Origin of the sequence: Halapricum salinum (assembly GCF_004799665.1) — an archaeon.
GTDB lineage: Archaea > Halobacteriota > Halobacteria > Halobacteriales > Haloarculaceae > Halapricum > Halapricum salinum.
The window spans coordinates 1,384,559-1,401,825 of record NZ_CP031310.1 but is presented as its reverse complement, the minus strand read 5'-3'; the positions used below and the strand labels follow the sequence as shown (position 1 = coordinate 1,401,825).

Sequence of the window (17,267 nt, the reverse complement as noted above, 5' to 3'; positions counted from 1 at the left end):
CACTCGAGAATACTACTGGTAAAGTGACTTCAGCACCGCTATATAGCCAAATCTGACAGAGCAGTCGTCGAACGGGAACGTCGTAAGATCAAACCAGTCCACTCGTCGAGAGTCCAAGCCAGCCGGATAGCAGGTACTCGATCCCGCCGAGGGCGGCCAGGACGGCGACCTCCAGGGGCCACAGTTGGAGGGTCGAGATGAAGGGTTTGTCCTCGCCGCGCTCGCGCTCGATTCGGATCGTCCGCCCCGAGAGGTACGCCAGCGCGAGCACGGGGACGAACAACCGAAAGCGCAAGAGCAGGTACACTGGCACAGCGCCCTCGATCAGGACGCCGGGACCGCTGTAGACGAAAAATCGCGGCCGCAGCAGGTCGTAGCGCCGCCCCGCCGTCCCGATCATCACGACGAAGTAGAGCGACCCGACAGCGAGGGCGTACCACAGCGCCGGCCCGTGAAGCATACCTGCGGGGTCGCCGGGCGGCGGCATAAACGTGGCCCCTGCACGCGATGGCACACCACCACTGCGGCTTTTGTCTCGGGGTATCGACAACCCGACTATGACCGAGACGCGGATCGAGGAACTGACCAGCGACGCCCAGTGGGACGCGGCCGTCCCGATCCTGGGGCAACTGTGGGAGGAGAAGACCTCCGCTGAGATCCGAAGTTGGCGTGAGGAGGACGATTATCGGCTGTTCGGACTGTTCGACGATGATGTGATCGTAGCGGTCGCGGGCGTGTCGATCCAGCGCGTTCTCCATCATGTTCGCCACGCCTGGATCCACGATCTCGTCGTCGACGAGGCCCACCAGCGATCGGGGTATGGCCAGGCACTGCTCGCGCACGTCGAGTCGTGGGCCCGCGAGCGAGAGTGCGAGTACGTCGCGCTCGCGCTGGTCGACGGCAACGACAGTGCCGGGGGATTCTACCGCGAACAGGGAATGGAGCGCTGGGGCGACGTGATCGAGAAGCCTCTACAGGGAGAGGACGGCCCCGTAGAGGAGCGAGGTCCCGAGGAGGGCGGCGGCAGAGGCCTGCGCGATGATGAGGAGTGATCGCTTGCGGTCGCTGGCCAGGGCGGCGGTGTCCTCGACCGATCCCGACCCGTCGTCGAACCCGTAGCGGCCGCTCATCCCGTAGGCGGCACAGAACCCTTTCTGGGCCTGTAACACGCCCAGTGCCCCGCCGTAGAGGAAGACGAACGTGCCGAGGAGATACGTCACCGGAAGCCCGAACCAGAGGACGACCGCGACGTAGAGCACTGCGACCGCGAAACTCGCGAAGCCCATCTGCCAGCGCCTGGTCCGTTCGGTACCGCCGATATTGCAGACTCCTGCCTGATACTCGCTGTCGGCCATACCCGGCGTACGGACGCCCCAATTAAAAGAGACGCGCCAGTCTCGGATCGAGCAGTACCCTGAAGGCGACTCCGTCCGTCCGGGTGAGCATGTACGACCAACTCGCCGATCTCTCGCTCACAGTCGACGACTGGACGCTCACGGGATTCGAGCGCGACACGACCAGCGGATTCGTCCGCGCGAGCACCGTCATCGAGCTTCAGGGCGCAGGCGAGACAGGCCGCGGCGAGGACGTTACCTACGAAACAGAGGACCACGAGATCCTCCAACGTGAGGAGTTGGAGCTTCCGACCGGGGAGTTCACGCTCGACGGGTTCTCGACAGCGCTCGAGGACGTGGACCTCTTCGCCGAGCCGCCGGACCGGGAGGTCTTTCGGAACTATCGACGGTGGGGCGTCGAGAGCGCCGCGCTCGATCTGGCGCTCAAACAGAACGACACGAATCTCGGGGCTGCGCTCGGTCGCACTTACGACCCCGTCCGCTTCGTCGTGAGCACGCGGCTGGGCGAGCCACCGACGACCGACCGCGTGGACGAGCTGCTGGAATACGATTCGGGTATCGAGTTCAAACTCGATCCGACGCCGGAGTGGACCGACGACCTGGTGGCCGATCTGGCCTCGCGAGATCGAGTTCGGATCCTGGATCTGAAAGGGCAATACGAGGGAACGGAGGTCGACCAGGAAGCCGATCCAGACCTCTACGAGCGCGTCGTCGAAGGATTTCCAGAGGCAGTCGTCGAAGACCCCAAACTGACCGACGAGACCGAGGCGATCCTCGCCGGTCACGAAGATCGCGTCTCCTGGGACGCACCCATCCACTCCCGTGCCGACATCGAAGCACTGCCGTTCGAACCCGAGTGGTGCAACATCAAACCCTCGCGGTTCGGCACCGTCGAGTCGCTGCTGGACGCCATCGAATTCTGCGAGAATCGTGGAATCACGATGTACGGCGGTGGCCAGTTCGAACTCTCGGTCGGGCGCGAACACATCCAGGCGCTGGCCGCGCTGTTCTATCCCGACACGCCCAACGACGTGGCGCCCGGCGGCTACAACGATCCCGACCTCTCCGAGGGGCTGCCGTCGAGTCCGCTGGGGCCGCCATCGGACCCCCGTGGCTTCTGTTGAGTGAGGGGCTTTGGAGACGAACTTATGTCTCTTGATATCGTATGCCAATGCGAATGGCTCGTGAACTGACCGAACGAACGGCTTCGATTCTCGATTCAGCGTCGACCTGGGAGGGTGTTCGCCGGGTCGTCCGCAGCGAACGTCGGCACGGGACGACGACACTCCGAGTAGACGGACGGGCGTTCGGACGCGTCGAAACAGACGGTGTCGAGGCCTGTCTCCCCGGCAAGCTCCCAAGAACAGTCGTCCGCCACGGACTGGCCGACGCCGAACTGGAAGCGGGCTGGACGCGACTCGATCTGGACGACGCGAGCGTCCACGACGCGGTCGTCCTCCTCCGAGTCGCGTACCTGAGCCACGTCGCACGGACCCAGCGAAACCGAGCAGACGCGTTCCAGAGCGTCGACCTGGACGCCGCGCTCGACGAACTCGACCTCTCGCCCGGGACGATCCACCTCGTCCGTGAGCAGGCACGACCGTAGGGTCTGGGGCAACTCGCGACTCGACGACAACCTGCCCCAACCAACTGTATTGAGTGTATTGCGCAATACTTTAAAACTCAGAGTGCATACGATGTCGTGATGAGCGAGCGACAGACTGTAGACGAGACGAGTACCAGCCCGGCAGAAACAAATGAAAGCGGCGGAGAAGCGCCGTCGGAGCCGATTCAGGTCGGTTCGAAGCAGGAGCTCGACGAGGTCGTCGAGTCCTACGACGTCGTCCTGACCGACTTCTACGCGGATTGGTGCGGACCGTGCAAGATGATCGCGCCAGTCGTCGCCGACCTGGCCGCCGAGACCGACGCGGCGGTCGCGAAGGTCGACGTCGACGCCAACCAGCAGCTGGCCGCCGAGTACGGCGTGCGCGGCGTCCCGACGCTCGTGCTCTTTGCCGACGGTGAGGCAGTCGAAGAGGTCGTCGGCGCACAGCCCAGAGAACAGCTGGAAGCGCTGATCGAGGAGTACCAGTGAACGAGGAGGGACGACAACAGATGATCGACGTAGCCATCATCGGCGGCGGCCCCGCGGGATTGAGCGCGGCGGTCTACACGGCGCGGGCCGACCAGGAGACGTACGTCTTCGACGACGGCAGCGGGACGACCCGCGACGTCGACCGCATGGAGAACGTCTACGGATTCCCGGAGGGGATCACCGGCCCCGAACTGGTCGAGCGAGGCCACCGGCAGGCCGAAAAGTTCGGGACGGAGTTCGTCAGCGAGGAGGTCGTCCGGCTTGCACAGTCGGGCGAGACCTACGAGATCGAGACGACCGAGTCGACCTACGAAGCTCGGGGCGTCGTCCTCGCGACCGGCGCGTCCTACAAATCGCCGGCGATCAAGCACGTCGAGGAGTTCGAGGGCCAGGGCGTCTCCTACTGCGTGGAGTGTGACGCCTTCTTCTACCGGGACGACCCCGTCGCGGTCGTCGGCGCGGCCAACTACGCCGCCAAGGAGGCGCTGATGTTGCTCGATTACACCGACGACGTGCAGGTGCTGACCAACGGCAACGAGTTCGAAGCCGACCCCGGACTTCGGGACCGCCTCGACGAGGAGGGGATCCCGGTCCGAACCGACCGGCTCGACCGCCTGGAAGGCGAGGACATGCTCGAACGCGTCGTCACGCGTGACGGCGAGGAAATCGCAGTCGAGGGCGTGTTCGTCGCGCTGGGTGCGGCCGGCGGGACGGATCTCGCGGAGATGATCGGCGTCGCGACCGAAGGTCAGACCATCCGGACCGACGAGGAGATGGCGACCAACCTCCCGCACGTGTACGCGGCAGGAGACGTGACCGGCGGCCAGCGCCAGATCAACACCTCCGTCGGGGAGGGCACACGCGCGGCGATCAGCCTCCTCGAAGCACTCCGCGGCACCGGCGAGTACGTCGACTACCAGAAACTCGAGACCGCAGCAGGCGATTGATTGACCAACAGCCGGTAGTGTGAGCCTCAGGTATCGGCCGCGATCGCCACGAAGTTCTCGAAGACTCCTTTGGCGTCGCGAGCACGCGCCGCGTTTTCGGTCGTGATCGCCGCGAGGATCCGCTCCAGTTCGTCGTCAGCGACCTCGCCGCGCTTGTTCTCGGTGACCCAGCGAGCGGTCTCGAGGTCGTACTCGGGATGGAACTGGACGCCCCAGGCGTTCGCGATCCGAAAGGCTTGCAGCGAGCGGTCATTTTCGGCGAGTACCGTCGCTTCGGACGGCAACCGCGTGACCTCGTCGGAGTGGGTCTCGAAGGCCAGGAAGGTCTCGTCGAGCCCCGAGAACAGCGGATCGTCGGCGATCCGATCGACCTCGTGGTAGCCGAGTTCGTACCGACCCATCGGGTCGACAGCCCCGTCCAGCGCCTGCGCGAGCAACTGGTGTCCCCAGCAGACTCCCAGAATAGGAACGCCCGCCTCGACCGCCGCACGAGTCCAGGCCTCGACGGCGTCGATCCACGTGTGCTCGTCGTAGACGGACGTCTGGGAGCCGGAGATCACCGCCGCGTCGAACGGCCACATCTCGCTCGTCTCGACCGGCGGTGGGAGGTCGCCCTCGCTGACTTTGAACGCCTGTACGTCGGCGTCGAGTTCTCGGCGGAAGTTCCGCTCTGCCGGCGTCTCCCCGACTGAGGCGTCCAGCAGCGCGATCCGCGGCTCGGCTATATCTGTACTCATTATATTGTACAACACGCGCAATACATGTTTGAGTGTTTCGGCGGGTGTGGCGAGTGCGGGAGAAAGCAGGGAGTTTCAGCCGCCGTAACCGTCGCCTTCGGGTTCGATCGGGCCGGAGAAGACGCCGTAGAGGAACTTGAAGTACCAGAGGACCACGAGCAGAACGGGCAGGCCGAGAACAGTGGTAAGATTGAGCGCGAGCGGCGAGACGACCGCGTCGTCGATGGTCAGGCCGCCTGGTGGGTAAACAGTCGGGTACAGCAGTAGTGCGACGAGTGCGACGAGTAGCCCGGAGAGCGCGAGCGTGCTGGCGAACCACAGGCGGTCGTTCTCGGTTCTGGCGGCGGCGATCCCGCCGAGTGCGACGGCCACGGAGAGACCGACGACGGCGACGCCCGGGATCGAGAGGATGGTCTCGGCCGCGCCGCCGGCGTCGGTGGCGACGACCACCGCGAGCAGGACGACGACGCCGCCGAGATACGCCAGGGTGGCGCCGATTCCGTACGAGCGCATCGCCGCACGGAGTTCACCACTGGTCTTGGCCGCGAGGAAGGCCGCACCATTGGTGACCGAGAGCGCGATCAGACCGACCCCGGTGAGAATGCTGGGCAGCGACAGCGTTCCGGCGGCGAAGACCCAGCTGCCGACGAGCATTCCGATGAACAGCGGCGAGAGGAGGCTCCCGACGACGAACAGTCCCGAACAGGCGCGCTGCCACTGGGCGTCCTCGCGTTGCTCGCGGAGTTCGGGGCCGAGTCCGCGGAACAGGAGTGCGAGGACGATCCCGATCGCCACGAGATAGTGATCGCTCAGGAGTCGGGAGTAGACCACGGGGAACGCCGCCAGCAGCGTCGTCCCGAAGGCGACGAGCCAGACCTCGTTGGCGTCCCAGACGGGCCCGAACGCCGCGAGCATCGTCTCGCGCTCGTGGTCGTCCTCGCGGAGGGCGTAGAGCATCCCGATCCCGAAGTCGAACCCGTCCAGTGCGACGTACATCGCGACGGTAAAGAGGACGACCCCGAACCACACCGTCGGCAGCGACGGAATCAGGTACGAATCGACGGGAATCAGGAGCGGCTCAATCATCGTCGCTCACCCACGGGATCGGGCCGCGCCAGCGCCCACGTGAGCTTCGCTGGACGCCCATGCGATCGAGTTCGTCGTTGATGAGCCACTTCAGCACGTACAGCGCGGTGAGGACGAGCGCGACGTAGACGACGACGAAGATGGCGAGTGTCGTCGTCACCTCCGCACTCGTGAGGGACTGGGAGACCGCCTCACCAGTTCGAAGATAGTCCTGGATCACCCAGGGCTGGCGACCGATCTCGGTGACGTACCACCCGGTCAAAAGCGCCGCGAACCCGAACGGCGACGCAGCGATCATCGCTCGCAAGAAGAGCGTGCTCTCGGCGAGACGGTCTTTCCAGGTGAGATAGCCGCCCCACAGGGCCAGCCCGATGAACAGGAATCCGAGGCCGACCATGAACCGGAACGACCAGAACACCAGCGCCACGGGCGGATTCTCCTCGTACTCGTTCAGCCCCTGTATCGAGGCGTCCATGTCACCTTCGACGAGGAACGACGCGAAGCCGGGTAAACTCACAGTGAAGAGGTTCTCCGCCCGCGGATCGGTGAACGACGAGATGTCGGTCGGGATAGCGATGAGGTGGAGGTCGGCAGCCCCGCTCTCGTAGTGGGCCTCCATGCTCGCGAACTTCTGAGGCTGGGAGTCCTGGACGTGGCGAGCGTAGGCGTCGCCGTGCAGCGCCTGCAGCGGTGCGGTCACGAGCAGGATGAGGACTGCGATCTTCAGCGCGCTTTTCCAGGCCTCGGAGTCGCGGTTCTTCCAGACGAGGTAGGCGGAGACGCCGCCGACCAGCAGTGCGACGGAGATGACCGAGGCGTTGATCATGTGGAAGTACATCCACGGCAAGCGCGGGTTGAGAAACGCCGCGACGGGGTCGGTCAGTTTGGCGATCTCCTGGCCGTTTCGCGTGATCATCTCGAAGCCCTGTGGGGTCTGCATCCAGGAGTTGACCACGAGGATCCAGAAGCCAGACAGCCACGCGCCGACGCCGACCAGCACCGACGAGAGGACGTACGTCCGATCGCTGACGCGCTCGCGACCGAACAGCAGGACGCCGAGGAAGACGGCTTCGAGGAAGAACGCCATCTTCGCCTCGAAGGCGAGGGGGCCGCCGATCATCTCGCCGGCGAACTCAGAGAAGACGGGAAAGTTCGTCCCGAACTGGAAGCTCATCGGAATCCCTGTGACTGTGCCCATGACGAACCCGGCCGCGAAGACCTTCACCCAGAAGTTCCGCAGGTGGGCAAAGCGCTCGGCACCCGTTTTCACGTCCTTGTACGTGAAGTAGACGATGAACGGTGCGAGGCCGATCGACAGCGACGCAAAGAGGATGTGGACGGTGATCGTCCAGCCGAACTGTACGCGACTGCCGAATTCGGGCGAGAGAAACAGGAGTGTATCGAACACGTTCGCGAACATCTATTTACGTCGTCTAATGCCATTGAGCGTCAAAAAACGGGCTGTATGACTGCACGAGGTGCGAATCCCCGAAAGGCACTTAGATGCGTAGCGTAAACTTTGGTAGGACTGATAGTGATTACTGTAGCGATTTACCACTACGACCGCCCGACTCCGGGCAGTCGATGTGGAACAGACCTATAGTAGCCATTGAAAGTCAATGCACACACGATCGCACGACAACAGTGCGATCGGTGTGTAAATCGTTTCAATTGTTACTATACAGTAATCACTATGAGTATTCCCGCGTCGGACGCCCTCATTCGTCGGCCAGATAGTCGTCCTGCACGTCGAGAATCTCGGCGGAGTCGGCACACTCGCTGTAGCGCCGCAAGGGTTCCTCGTTGAGTTCCAGAAAGGTGTGGCCCCACGAGAACTTCGAGAGGATCTCTTCGGCCTGTTCGCGGTGGCCCAGAATTACGAGCGCGCCGGCGAACGCTTCGACGGTGTTGAGCTGGAAGGCCGTCCCGTAGTTGATCGGGTTCGCGGCGACGAGGAAGGGGAGTGCGCGGTGGACACCGTCAAGATCGAAGGCCTCGCGTTCGGCAGTCTCCCACGAGCAGTCGAGCGCGACCAGCCGCTTCCGGTCGGCATCTGCAGGCGACAGCGCCTGTTCGGCGAAGGGGTTGAGGACGACTCCAGATGGCGTGGCTCGCGTCGAGCGGTGTAGCTCGGCGAGGTCGAAGCGAGCGAGCTTGCGGGCGCTACACTTGTCGGGGTCGTCGTTGCCCTCGTAGCGGACGTGAAGCTCCACTGGCGGTTCGTAGGGTGGCCGCGGGCAAAAGCCGACCGTTCCGGTCGTTACAGCACGCGAAAAGAGCCAGCAGTATTAACTATATACACCTACTTTTCGGTGACATGCCCAGAGCGGGGGACGACGCGCCGACCTTCGAGTTGCCAGGGGTGGTCGACGGCGAATTCGATCGCCAGTCCCTCGATTCGTACCTCGGCGAGGAGGTCGTGATCCTCATGTTCTACCCCGCGGACTTCAACCCCGCCTGTGACGAGGAGGGATCGGACGTCGGCGAACTCGATCTCTTCACCATGCAGAAGGACGTGACGATCCTGGCGATCTCGCCCGACAGCGTCCACAGCCACCGCGTCTTCGCCGACCGCTACGACCTCAAGGTCCCACTTTTGAGCGACACTCGTCGAGAGGTGGGCGAGGCCTACGACGTCGTCGACGACCGCGACGAAGGGTATCTGCTCCAGCGAGCCGTGTTCGTGATCGATCTCAACGGGATGATCCAGTATCGCTGGACGACCAGCGACCCCTACGAGCTCCCGCAGGTCGAACCCATCCGCGTGACAGTGGAAGCGATCGGCGGCGACTCGACGGCCCTCTCTCGGTATCGAGTCGGCCACGCCCACTACGTCGAGGGGCGGCGGGCGTTCACGAGTGCGATGAACGGGTTCGGCGACCACGACTGGATGATCGCCCGGAGCGACTTCGAGCGGGCTCGCGAGGAGTTCGAGGAGGCCGCCGAGGAGTTCGACACGGCCTTCCGATTCAGCGATTCGCCAGTGCTGGACGAACCGTTCGATCGGGCTCGTAGCAAGGCCAACTCGCTGTGGCAGGCTGCCGACTGGCTGGCCGACGCCGCAGACGCCTACTCCAGTGGCGACGGGGCCGTTGGCGAGGGGTACCGTCAGGACGCCGAGGCGCCGCTGGAGACCGCCCGTGACATCGAGGAACCGCTGAACCCGGACGATATCGTCAGCGAAGACGGTGAGATCCTCCTCGAACGCGAAGAGAAGACCTCGATCATGGACGAGATCCGCGACGAGGCCGCCGACGAGGACGACCTCGAAGCCGCCGGCGGTGTCGACCTCGAAGTCGAGGAAGTCGAGATCGACGACGACGAGGACGAAGACAAACGGGGGATGGAGACCGAGGCCGAGCGCCGCGCCCGCGAGTACGGCGGGAAGGGCGTCGAGATGGGCGATTCCGGCGGGGCCGAGGCCGGCCAGATCGAGGACGCCGTCGGTGCGGTCGCACCCGAGGCCGAGGAACCGGTCGAGGACAACCGAACCGAGCCGGTCGAACTCGCGGAGGATGAGCGAGCGGACGGCGAGCGGGAGAGTGACGAGGACACGGACGTCTCAGACGAGGAAGTCGCCGAGATCGCAGCCGAACTCGAACAGCAAAGCGGTGGCGAGGACCGCGCGGACGGCGACGAAGACGAGCGCGAGGACGCGGATGTCTCGGACGAAGAAGTCGCCGAAATCGCTGCCGAACTGGAAGGCAGCGAGGGCGACCAGCGAGAGTCCTCGGAGTGATAGTGTAGCGATTTACCACTACGACCGCCCGACTCCGGGCGGTCGATGTGGAACAGACCGACAGTAATCACTATGAATCGGCGAAGAACCACTGGTTTCTACTCGGGTGAGGACCCAGAGAGGGTATGGACGAGCGAGCGGCGACCGCACGGACGTACTATCGGTCGCTCGACGAGCACGACTACGAGACGCTCGAATCCATTCTGACGCCCGATTTCGTCCACCGACGCCCCGACATGACGATCGATGGGCGGGCCGAGTTCGTCCAGTTCATGCGCGAGGAGCGTCCGCAGAGCGACACGAGCCATCCGATCGACGCGATCTACGAGCAGGCGGATGGGCTGGCCGTCGAAGGGCGGTTGTTGTCCGCGGGTGGGAAGCAGATTACCGCGTTCGTCGATGTAATGACCTTTGCTGAGGGGGATATTTCGGCGATCACGACCTATACGACCCCCTAGGTTCGGGTGGAAACGTGCGTGGAGGGGATAGCTGGTCGAGAGAGAACCACCTCGAAAGCCCTCTCCACGCTCGCTAGGAAATAACGACACAACAGAGACCAGCAACGACCCGGAAAAGCCCTCACGCTCGCTAGGAACCGCGACCACTTGAGACGACAACGCCTCGAAAGCCCTCACCACGCTCGCGGTCGCTGAGCGACATATCTTCGCTTCGCTCGGATAGTGGTCGCTCAGGCGACGCTCCTTCGGCGCGATCGTGGTTCGCCCTTTCATTCCTCCAGGTGACATCACCGCAACCGCCTTATTGTAGCCCCACACCTCCCCGGTTCCGGCGCGAGTGGCGCCGGAACACGCTTCCTGACCGCTCGGCGGTGGCCAGGAGCGCGTTTCAGCGCGCGACTCGGGGAAGGGCAGGCCTGCTGTGCGGTCAGTACAAGCATACGGCGAGCGAAGCGAACGCCGTTTCACCGGACGCAAACGAACGAAGTGAGTGAGTCGTCCGGGTCGTTTTTCCCCACGTTTTTCTGACCGAGTGGTTCCCGCAGTGAGCAAAGCGAACGAGGAAACCCGAGGGAGGAAAAAGTGGTGGCGGAAGGGCAGGCCTGCTGTAGCGGTGCGGATCCTGGCGGATTGAAAGGGCGAGACTCGCTGGCGACGTAGTGGAGTCGCTGAGCAGGCTCTATCTGAGCGAGCAAAGCGAGCGAAGATATCCTTCTCAGCGACCGCCAGCGAGGCGAGGGCTTTCCCTGCTTGTTGCCCCCAGTGATAGCGACGATTCCTAGCCAACGAGTAGCACCCGACAAAAAGACAGAAACACCTAGTGCGTCGACCAGGTGATCGCCTGATCCAGATCGTCGATGATGTCCTGCGGGTCCTCGACACCCACCGAGAGCCGGACCATGTCGTCGGTGACGCCGGCAGCGGCCTTCTCTTCGTCCGAAAGCTGCTGGTGGGTCGTACTCGCCGGGTGGATGATCAGCGTCTTGGCGTCGCCGACGTTCGCGAGCAGACTCGCCAACTCGGTCGACTCCACGGTGTCACGCGCGGCCTCGTACCCTTCTTCGAGCCCGAAGGTGATCATGCCGCCGTAGCCGCCGTCGAGATATTTCGAGGCGTTCTCGTGGGTCTCGTGTGATTCGAGGCCGGGATAGGTGACCCAGGAGACTTCCTCGTGGTCTTCGAGCCACTCCGCCACGAGCTGGGCGTTCTCGCAGTGGCGATCCATCCGCATCGGCAGCGATTCGAGACCTTGCAGCGTCTGCCAGGCGTCGAAGGGGGACTGCTGGCAGCCCAGGTCACGCAGCCCGCGAGCGATGGCCGCGTATGTAAAGGCGGCCTCGCCGAAGCGCTCCTCGAAGTTGACGCCGTGGTAGGCGGGGTTGTCGCCGGCGACTTCGGGGTACTTCTCGGCGTGGTCGCTCCAGGGGAAGGAGCCCCCGTCGACGAGGACGCCACCGATCGTGGTTCCGGAGCCGTGGATCCACTTGGTCGTGGAGTTCCACACCAGGTCCGCGCCGTGTTCGAGCGGGTTACACAGGTAGGGTGTCGCGAAGGTGTTGTCCACGAACAGCGGCGTGTCGTTCTCGTGGGCGATGTCGGCGATACGCTCGATATCGGGGGTCACCAGCGCGGGGTTGCCGATGGTTTCGAGGTGGACGTAGGCCGTGTCCTCGTCGATGGCCTCTTCGTAGGCGTCGTAGTCCAGTGTGTCGACGAAGCGCGTCTCGACGCCGTTGCGCGGCGCAGTGTGGGTGTAATAGGTGTAGGTCCCGCCGTAGAGTGCGGAGGCGGTGACGACGTTGTCGCCGACGTCCGCCAGCAGGAAGGTCGCCAGATTGAGCGCGGCCATTCCCGAGGCCGTGGCGACGGCACCGACCCCACCTTCGAGTGCGGCGAGCCGTTCCTGCAGCATCGAGCAGGTCGGGTTCATCAGTCGCGAGTAGATGTGGCCCGGCTTCTCTAGGGCGAACTGCTGGGCCGCGTCCTCTGCGTCCTCGAAGACGTAGCTGGTCGTCTGGTAGATCGGCGGTGCTCGCGCGCCCGTCGCCGGGTCCGGCTCTTCCTGACCGACGTGCAGGGCGTCCGTCTCGAATCCGCGGTCGTCACTCATGATTCAGCTATCCGTTCAGCCGTGGGGACCGTATAACCACCGTCTACCGTCCGGTATCGCCGGAGCAGGTGACAAGCAGCAATACTGTCCTGTTCCAGCCAAATCAACCGAAACTGCGGATCGTGAGTTCCAGCGTCTCCAGGTCGACGATGGGTGCAAAGCCGGCGTCAGGATCGATATTCACGCTCTTCTGGAAGTCCGTCTGGGCCTGCCAACAGCCCGAATTGATCGTGAGGACGTTGTGGTACTTCCCGTAGCCGAGTTTGTGGACGTGCCCCGAGTGGAAGATGTCGGGCACTTCGTCAATGATGAGATGGTCCTTCTCTTCGGGTGCGAGGCGGGTGTGACCACCGTACTGGGGCGCGACGTGGCGCTTCTTGAGGAGCTGGTACATCGCCTTGTGCGGCTCGTCGTAGTTGGCTTTCTCGTCGGGCAGCTCGGCGATGACTTCGTCCAGACTGACCCCGTGGTACATCAGCACCGAGACGCCCTCGATGGTCACGGTCGAGGGGTTGGAGGTGAAACGGGCGTCGTGGGCGGACATGATGTCCCGAAGTTCCGAATCGAAGGCCGGCTGTGGTTCTGCGAGGCGGACGGCGTCGTGGTTGCCCGGGATCATGACGATCTCCATGTCGCCCGGAACTTCTTTCAGGTACTCCGAGAAGCGCTCGTACTGGTCGTAGATGTCGATGACGTCCAGTTCCTCGTCCTGGTCGGGGTAGACGCCGACGCCCTCGACCATGTCCCCGGCGATCAGGAGGTATTCGACACCCTCGGCGTCGTCGGTGTGGAGCCAGTCGGCGAAGCGGTGCCAGGCGTCGGCCATGAACTCCTGGCTGCCGACGTGGACGTCGCTGATGAGTGCGGCCTTCACGGGTCGGTCGGCCGTCGAGGGTTCGTGGGTCCGCGGGACGTCCGGAAAGTGAAGCGAGTCGACGAACAGAATACCGCCGTCGTCGGCCAGCGTCCCCTCGACGGCGATCACCTCGTCCAGCAGGAGTTCCTGGACGAGATCGGCGATCTTCCGGTCTTTCATCACGAGCGTCGGAAAGGTCCCGTTCGTGTCTTCGAGTTCGACCAGCCAGTGGCCGCTAGCGGTCGAGCGAATGTCGCTAACCATCCCGACGAGCGCGGCCTCCTCGTTGCCGGGCAGGGCTTCGAGTGCGTCGGTCGGGCGGTGGTTCACCCGCCCACGCAACTTCTTCGAGAGACGCTCGTAGCGATCGCGGAAGACCGCCACGAAATCCTTGTACTCGCCCGTCCCGGTCGACTCACCTGTCATGTCGCCGGCGATGTCGACGACGAGCTGCTCGGGATCGATGTGACGTGATCCCCCCTCCGTTTCGACTGCATCCAGCCCGCCGCTATCTGTCGATGTTTGGGTGTTGTTTCCAGTCGAAACAGAGGGGTCTTCAGTCGGCGGAGACGATGGCGTGGTTCCAGCAGCCGACGGTGGGTCAGCACTGGCGGGCCCGGTGTCGGTTTCGAGAGATCGCTTGACGTGGGAGACTTCGATTTTCAGCGCGTCCTGGGGGACGGCTTCGAGTGCGCGTTCGAGTGCCGCGTCGGTGTCCTCAGCGTCGGCGAGTAACGTGATGGCCTCGCGTTCGGCGTTGTAGCCGCGGGCTGCGAGTTCGCTGACGATCCGGGCGGGCGTCTCCAGAGGCACACAGCGAACTTCGCGTCGGTGAGCAAAAGATTGGCGGATGGCGAGACGCGAGTGAAGCGAGCGTCTCGTAGAAAGCGAACGGCGCGCGACGACACGCCGCAAGCGAAAGATTGGTAGCGCTCGACTGGATGAACAGCAACAATGCGAGACGACGAGTGGCAGTCGGCCGGCGACGACCAGCCCTCCCGCCGGGACGACGCCAACGAGGGGTTTCCCGAAAGCGGCCACGAGGATGGGGCTCCGGGAGAGTCCGAGCAGTGGTCGGCGGATCGGCGCGAACGAGCGTCGTCGCAGCACGAAACCGAGACCCAGTCTCATCGGGGTGGCCACGAATCAGCGCCTCGCCAGCGCACTCCGGGAGAGTCAGACGTCCCAAACTGGGTGCTCTACGTCTGGGATCTGGCCAGCAGTGTAGTGATCGTCGCGCTGATCGGGGCGTTGCTGTTCACCGCCAGCGGGATCTGGCCGCCGATGGTCGCCGTCGAGAGCGGGAGCATGGAGCCGACCCTGGAGCGGGGCGATCTGGTGTTCGTCATGGAGAGCGATCGGTTCCCTGGCCCGAACGCCCACGAGACGGGAATCGTCACCGCTCGGGCGGCCGAGGGAACGGGCTACACGAAGTTCGACGGCCCCGGAGACGTGGTCGTCTACGAACCGGACGGCAACGAACGCGACACGCCCGTGATACACCGCGCGATGTTCTGGGTCGAAGAGGGTGAGAACTGGGTCGAGAAGGCCGATCCCGAGTATCTCAACGGAAACAGTGTCTGCGAACGTGGAAGCAGCGGAAATCGGGTGCCGAACTGTCCGGCCCCACACGACGGGTTCATCACGAAAGGAGACGCGAATCCGAGTTACGATCAGGTCTCGGGAATCGCGGACAGCCCCGTCAAACCGAAGTGGATCATCGGCACGGCAGAGCTGTCCGTCCCCTACCTGGGGAACATCAGGCTGAGTGCGAGTGCCAGCGCGACACCGCCGACGAACACGAACCTGACGGCCAGTGGCGAGGCGATGACGAACGCGACCGGCTGAATCGTCCACTCGGCCAGTGCTCGGCTGACGCGTCTCCCTCAGTACTGCAACAGCGTATCGGCGTCAGTGATCGAACCGGGCCTGGACGAACGGCTGGACGTCCTCGATGTCGCCGAGTCGTGAGTCGCTCAGGAGGACGGCTTCGGTCTCGTCGATCGGGACCGACAGCGAGATCTCTTTGGTACGGCCGTATCGTCCCTTGGAGACGACGACGGCGTTGACGATACCGAGCATGTCCAGTTCCGAGATGAGATCGGTCACGCGGCGCTGGGTGAGGACGTCGGCGTCGATCTCCTCACAGAGACTCTTGTAGATGTTGTAGACCTCGCCGGTGTTGATGTTGTGGACGCCGTTCTTCTCCAGGAGGATGATGGCGAAGAGGACGAGTTTCGACTGGGTGGGGAGGGTACGGACGACTTCGACGACGCGGTCGAGTTCGATCTTCTCCTGGGCCTGTCGGACGTGATCCTCCAGCACTTTGTCGGTCTTGTCACGCTCGGCGAGTTCGCCTGCGGTCCGGAGGAGGTCGAGCGCGCGGCGGGCGTCGCCGTGTTCCTGGGCGGCGAACGCGGCACACAGCGGGATGACCTCGCCCGACAGCGAGTCGTCCTCGAAGGCGACCTGTGCGCGAGCCTCCAGAATGTCTCGAAGCTGGTTTGCGTCGTACGGTGGGAAGACGATCTCCTCTTCACCGAGTGAAGATTTGACACGAGGATCGAGAAAGTCGGTGAACTTCAGGTCGTTGGAGATTCCCATGATCGAGACGCGGGAGTTCTCCAGTTCGGAGTTCATCCGCGAGAGGTTGTAGAGGGTGTCGTCACCGGACTTCTCGACGAGCTTGTCGATCTCGTCGAGCATGATGACGACGACGCGTTCGGTCTGATCGACGGCCTCGAAGAAGCTGTTGTAGACGCGGTCGGTCGGCCAGCCGGTCATGGGGACTTCTTCGAAACTGTCGCGTTCCTCACGGAGGTCTTCGATCGTCGAGTCGAGATCGTCGAGGGACTCGAACTCCTCGGTCGCGAGGACCGTCCCGTCCTCACGAGCACGCTCACGCAAGCCTTCGAGTTCGTCGATGTGGTCGGAAAGATGCTGGCGGTTCTTCTCGATGAACTTGTTCGCGAGCTGGGCGAGTACCCGGTACTGTGTGTCGGTCACTTCACAGTTGATGTACTCGACTTCACACGGGACCTCGTACTTCTGGGACGTGGTTTCGAGTTCCTCGCTGACGAACTTCGCGCTGGCAGTCTTTCCAGTGCCTGTCTTCCCGTAGATCAGGATATTGGACGGGGTATCTCCGCGGAGGGCGCTGACGAGAATCGTCGCCATGCTGTTGATCTGGTCCTCCCGATGGGGGAGTTTCCGCGGCGTGTAGGACGGGCGAAGGACCTCCTTCTTCTCGAAGATCGGCTCGCCACTGAGAAGGTCGTCGAACAACCCACGGGAGGCTTCGTCGGCGTCCTCGTCGGCGTCCTCGACCGAATCGAGGACGACGTCGTCGAGGACTGACGACCCGGAGTCCGGATCGCTCTGCTCGTCGATCGATACGCTGGATCGGGCCTCCGTCTGCCCGGAGTCGGTCCCGTTCTCGGAGTCGTGGTCTGTGTCAGTCATGATGGCCGCTCCCCTTGTCTTCAGGTGGAAATGACACGGCGCGAAGAGAGATAGCGATAGAGAGGGCCGATATCGCCGGAATACCGGTCTTTGCCGTCTCGCGCCGTGTCCAGTTGAACCAAAAGGAACCCGTGGTTGACAGCATATTAAATATTACGGAACGAGAGGGATCGATCCGAGCTCAGCTGGTGATCGAAAGACAGGTTCGTCGAAGGGAGATCGATACGGCGATCGATTTTCTGTCCCTAGCCCTGGGACATATTTCTGAGATGGTGGGTCTGTCCCCCCACCCCTTCGTTTCGGGTGGAACGACACAACAGGGTGGGGGAGGGGGTCAGACCGTCTCCTAGAAGACGAATGATTTAATACGGGTACCGTTGTAACACATCCGTAGTGGGGATAAGTTGCGTTGTATTGTGGGT

Annotated in this window: 17 protein-coding genes; 8 read left to right on the top strand and 9 right to left on the bottom strand. The window is 63.5% G+C overall.

Going from position 1 to position 17,267, the window contains the following annotated elements; all coding sequences use genetic code 11:
* Positions 1–88: 88 nt before the first annotated feature.
* Positions 89–460 (bottom strand): hypothetical protein, encoded by a 372-nt coding sequence (locus tag DV733_RS07065; protein WP_049995424.1) that lies wholly within the window; start codon positions 458–460, stop codon positions 89–91.
* A gap of 97 nt (positions 461–557) precedes the next feature.
* On the opposite strand from DV733_RS07065, the gene DV733_RS07060 reads away from it, so the two are divergent.
* A complete protein-coding gene (locus DV733_RS07060) occupies positions 558–1,052 on the top strand; it encodes a GNAT family N-acetyltransferase (RefSeq protein WP_049995425.1) in 495 nt (164 codons plus the stop codon).
* Here the strand turns inward: DV733_RS07060 and DV733_RS07055 are convergent.
* On the bottom strand, positions 972–1,355 hold the full coding sequence (locus tag DV733_RS07055) for a hypothetical protein (RefSeq protein WP_049995426.1): 384 nt from the start codon (positions 1,353–1,355) through the stop codon (positions 972–974). The genes DV733_RS07060 and DV733_RS07055 overlap by 81 nt on opposite strands.
* Before the next feature lie 89 nt (positions 1,356–1,444).
* Here DV733_RS07055 and DV733_RS07050 point away from each other — a divergent pair, with 89 nt between their 5' ends.
* The 4 genes from DV733_RS07050 to DV733_RS07035 all read left to right on the top strand — a co-directional run bounded on the left by DV733_RS07050 (position 1,445) and on the right by DV733_RS07035 (position 4,397).
* Positions 1,445–2,479, top strand: coding sequence for an enolase-like domain-containing protein (locus DV733_RS07050; protein ID WP_049995427.1), 1,035 nt, complete (start codon positions 1,445–1,447; stop codon positions 2,477–2,479).
* Between the two features lie 53 nt (positions 2,480–2,532).
* Entirely contained in the window at positions 2,533–2,961 is a 429-nt protein-coding gene (locus tag DV733_RS07045) for a luciferase family protein (RefSeq protein ID WP_049995428.1), read from the top strand.
* Between the two features lie 99 nt (positions 2,962–3,060).
* Positions 3,061–3,450, top strand: coding sequence for a thioredoxin (trxA, locus tag DV733_RS07040; RefSeq protein WP_049995429.1), 390 nt, complete (start codon positions 3,061–3,063; stop codon positions 3,448–3,450).
* A gap of 20 nt (positions 3,451–3,470) precedes the next feature.
* The gene (locus tag DV733_RS07035) at positions 3,471–4,397 is read left to right on the top strand and encodes an NAD(P)/FAD-dependent oxidoreductase (RefSeq protein ID WP_049995642.1); all 927 of its coding nucleotides are present in this window, start codon (positions 3,471–3,473) and stop codon (positions 4,395–4,397) included.
* A 26-nt stretch (positions 4,398–4,423) separates the two neighbouring features.
* Here DV733_RS07035 and DV733_RS07030 read toward each other — a convergent pair whose 3' ends face one another.
* From DV733_RS07030 to DV733_RS07015, 4 genes are all read right to left on the bottom strand, one after another.
* Positions 4,424–5,134 (bottom strand): type 1 glutamine amidotransferase, encoded by a 711-nt coding sequence (locus DV733_RS07030; protein WP_049995430.1) that lies wholly within the window; start codon positions 5,132–5,134, stop codon positions 4,424–4,426.
* 75 nt (positions 5,135–5,209) lie between these two features.
* Positions 5,210–6,220, bottom strand: a complete 1,011-nt coding sequence (locus tag DV733_RS07025) for a cytochrome d ubiquinol oxidase subunit II (protein WP_049995431.1) — start codon at positions 6,218–6,220, stop codon at positions 5,210–5,212.
* The gene (locus DV733_RS07020; protein WP_049995432.1) at positions 6,213–7,640 is read right to left on the bottom strand and encodes a cytochrome ubiquinol oxidase subunit I; all 1,428 of its coding nucleotides are present in this window, start codon (positions 7,638–7,640) and stop codon (positions 6,213–6,215) included. Before DV733_RS07020 ends, DV733_RS07025 begins: the two co-directional genes overlap by 8 nt.
* A 298-nt stretch (positions 7,641–7,938) precedes the next feature.
* Positions 7,939–8,433, bottom strand: a complete 495-nt coding sequence (locus tag DV733_RS07015; protein WP_049995433.1) for a DUF367 family protein — start codon at positions 8,431–8,433, stop codon at positions 7,939–7,941.
* A 104-nt stretch (positions 8,434–8,537) separates the two neighbouring features.
* Between DV733_RS07015 and DV733_RS07010 the strand changes: the two genes are divergently transcribed.
* On the top strand, positions 8,538–9,959 hold the full coding sequence (locus tag DV733_RS07010) for a peroxiredoxin family protein (RefSeq protein ID WP_049995434.1): 1,422 nt from the start codon (positions 8,538–8,540) through the stop codon (positions 9,957–9,959).
* Between the two features lie 125 nt (positions 9,960–10,084).
* Positions 10,085–10,417: a nuclear transport factor 2 family protein gene (locus DV733_RS07005; protein WP_049995435.1), complete on the top strand. Its 333-nt coding sequence runs from the start codon at positions 10,085–10,087 to the stop codon at positions 10,415–10,417.
* Positions 10,418–11,234: 817 nt separating this feature from the next.
* On the opposite strand, the gene DV733_RS07000 is transcribed toward DV733_RS07005, so the two are convergent.
* Together DV733_RS07000 and DV733_RS06995 are read right to left on the bottom strand one after the other, a co-directional pair.
* Positions 11,235–12,527: an O-acetylhomoserine aminocarboxypropyltransferase/cysteine synthase family protein gene (locus tag DV733_RS07000; protein ID WP_049995436.1), complete on the bottom strand. Its 1,293-nt coding sequence runs from the start codon at positions 12,525–12,527 to the stop codon at positions 11,235–11,237.
* A gap of 103 nt (positions 12,528–12,630) precedes the next feature.
* Positions 12,631–14,196 (bottom strand): DNA-directed DNA polymerase II small subunit, encoded by a 1,566-nt coding sequence (locus DV733_RS06995; RefSeq protein ID WP_049995437.1) that lies wholly within the window; start codon positions 14,194–14,196, stop codon positions 12,631–12,633.
* A 141-nt stretch (positions 14,197–14,337) separates the two neighbouring features.
* Here DV733_RS06995 and DV733_RS17450 point away from each other — a divergent pair, with 141 nt between their 5' ends.
* Complete coding sequence (locus DV733_RS17450) at positions 14,338–15,231, top strand: S26 family signal peptidase (RefSeq protein WP_079979575.1); 894 nt, start codon at positions 14,338–14,340, stop codon at positions 15,229–15,231.
* Positions 15,232–15,294: 63 nt separating this feature from the next.
* On the opposite strand, the gene DV733_RS06985 is transcribed toward DV733_RS17450, so the two are convergent.
* Complete coding sequence (locus tag DV733_RS06985) at positions 15,295–16,845, bottom strand: Cdc6/Cdc18 family protein (RefSeq protein WP_049995438.1); 1,551 nt, start codon at positions 16,843–16,845, stop codon at positions 15,295–15,297.
* Positions 16,846–17,267 lie beyond the last annotated feature (422 nt).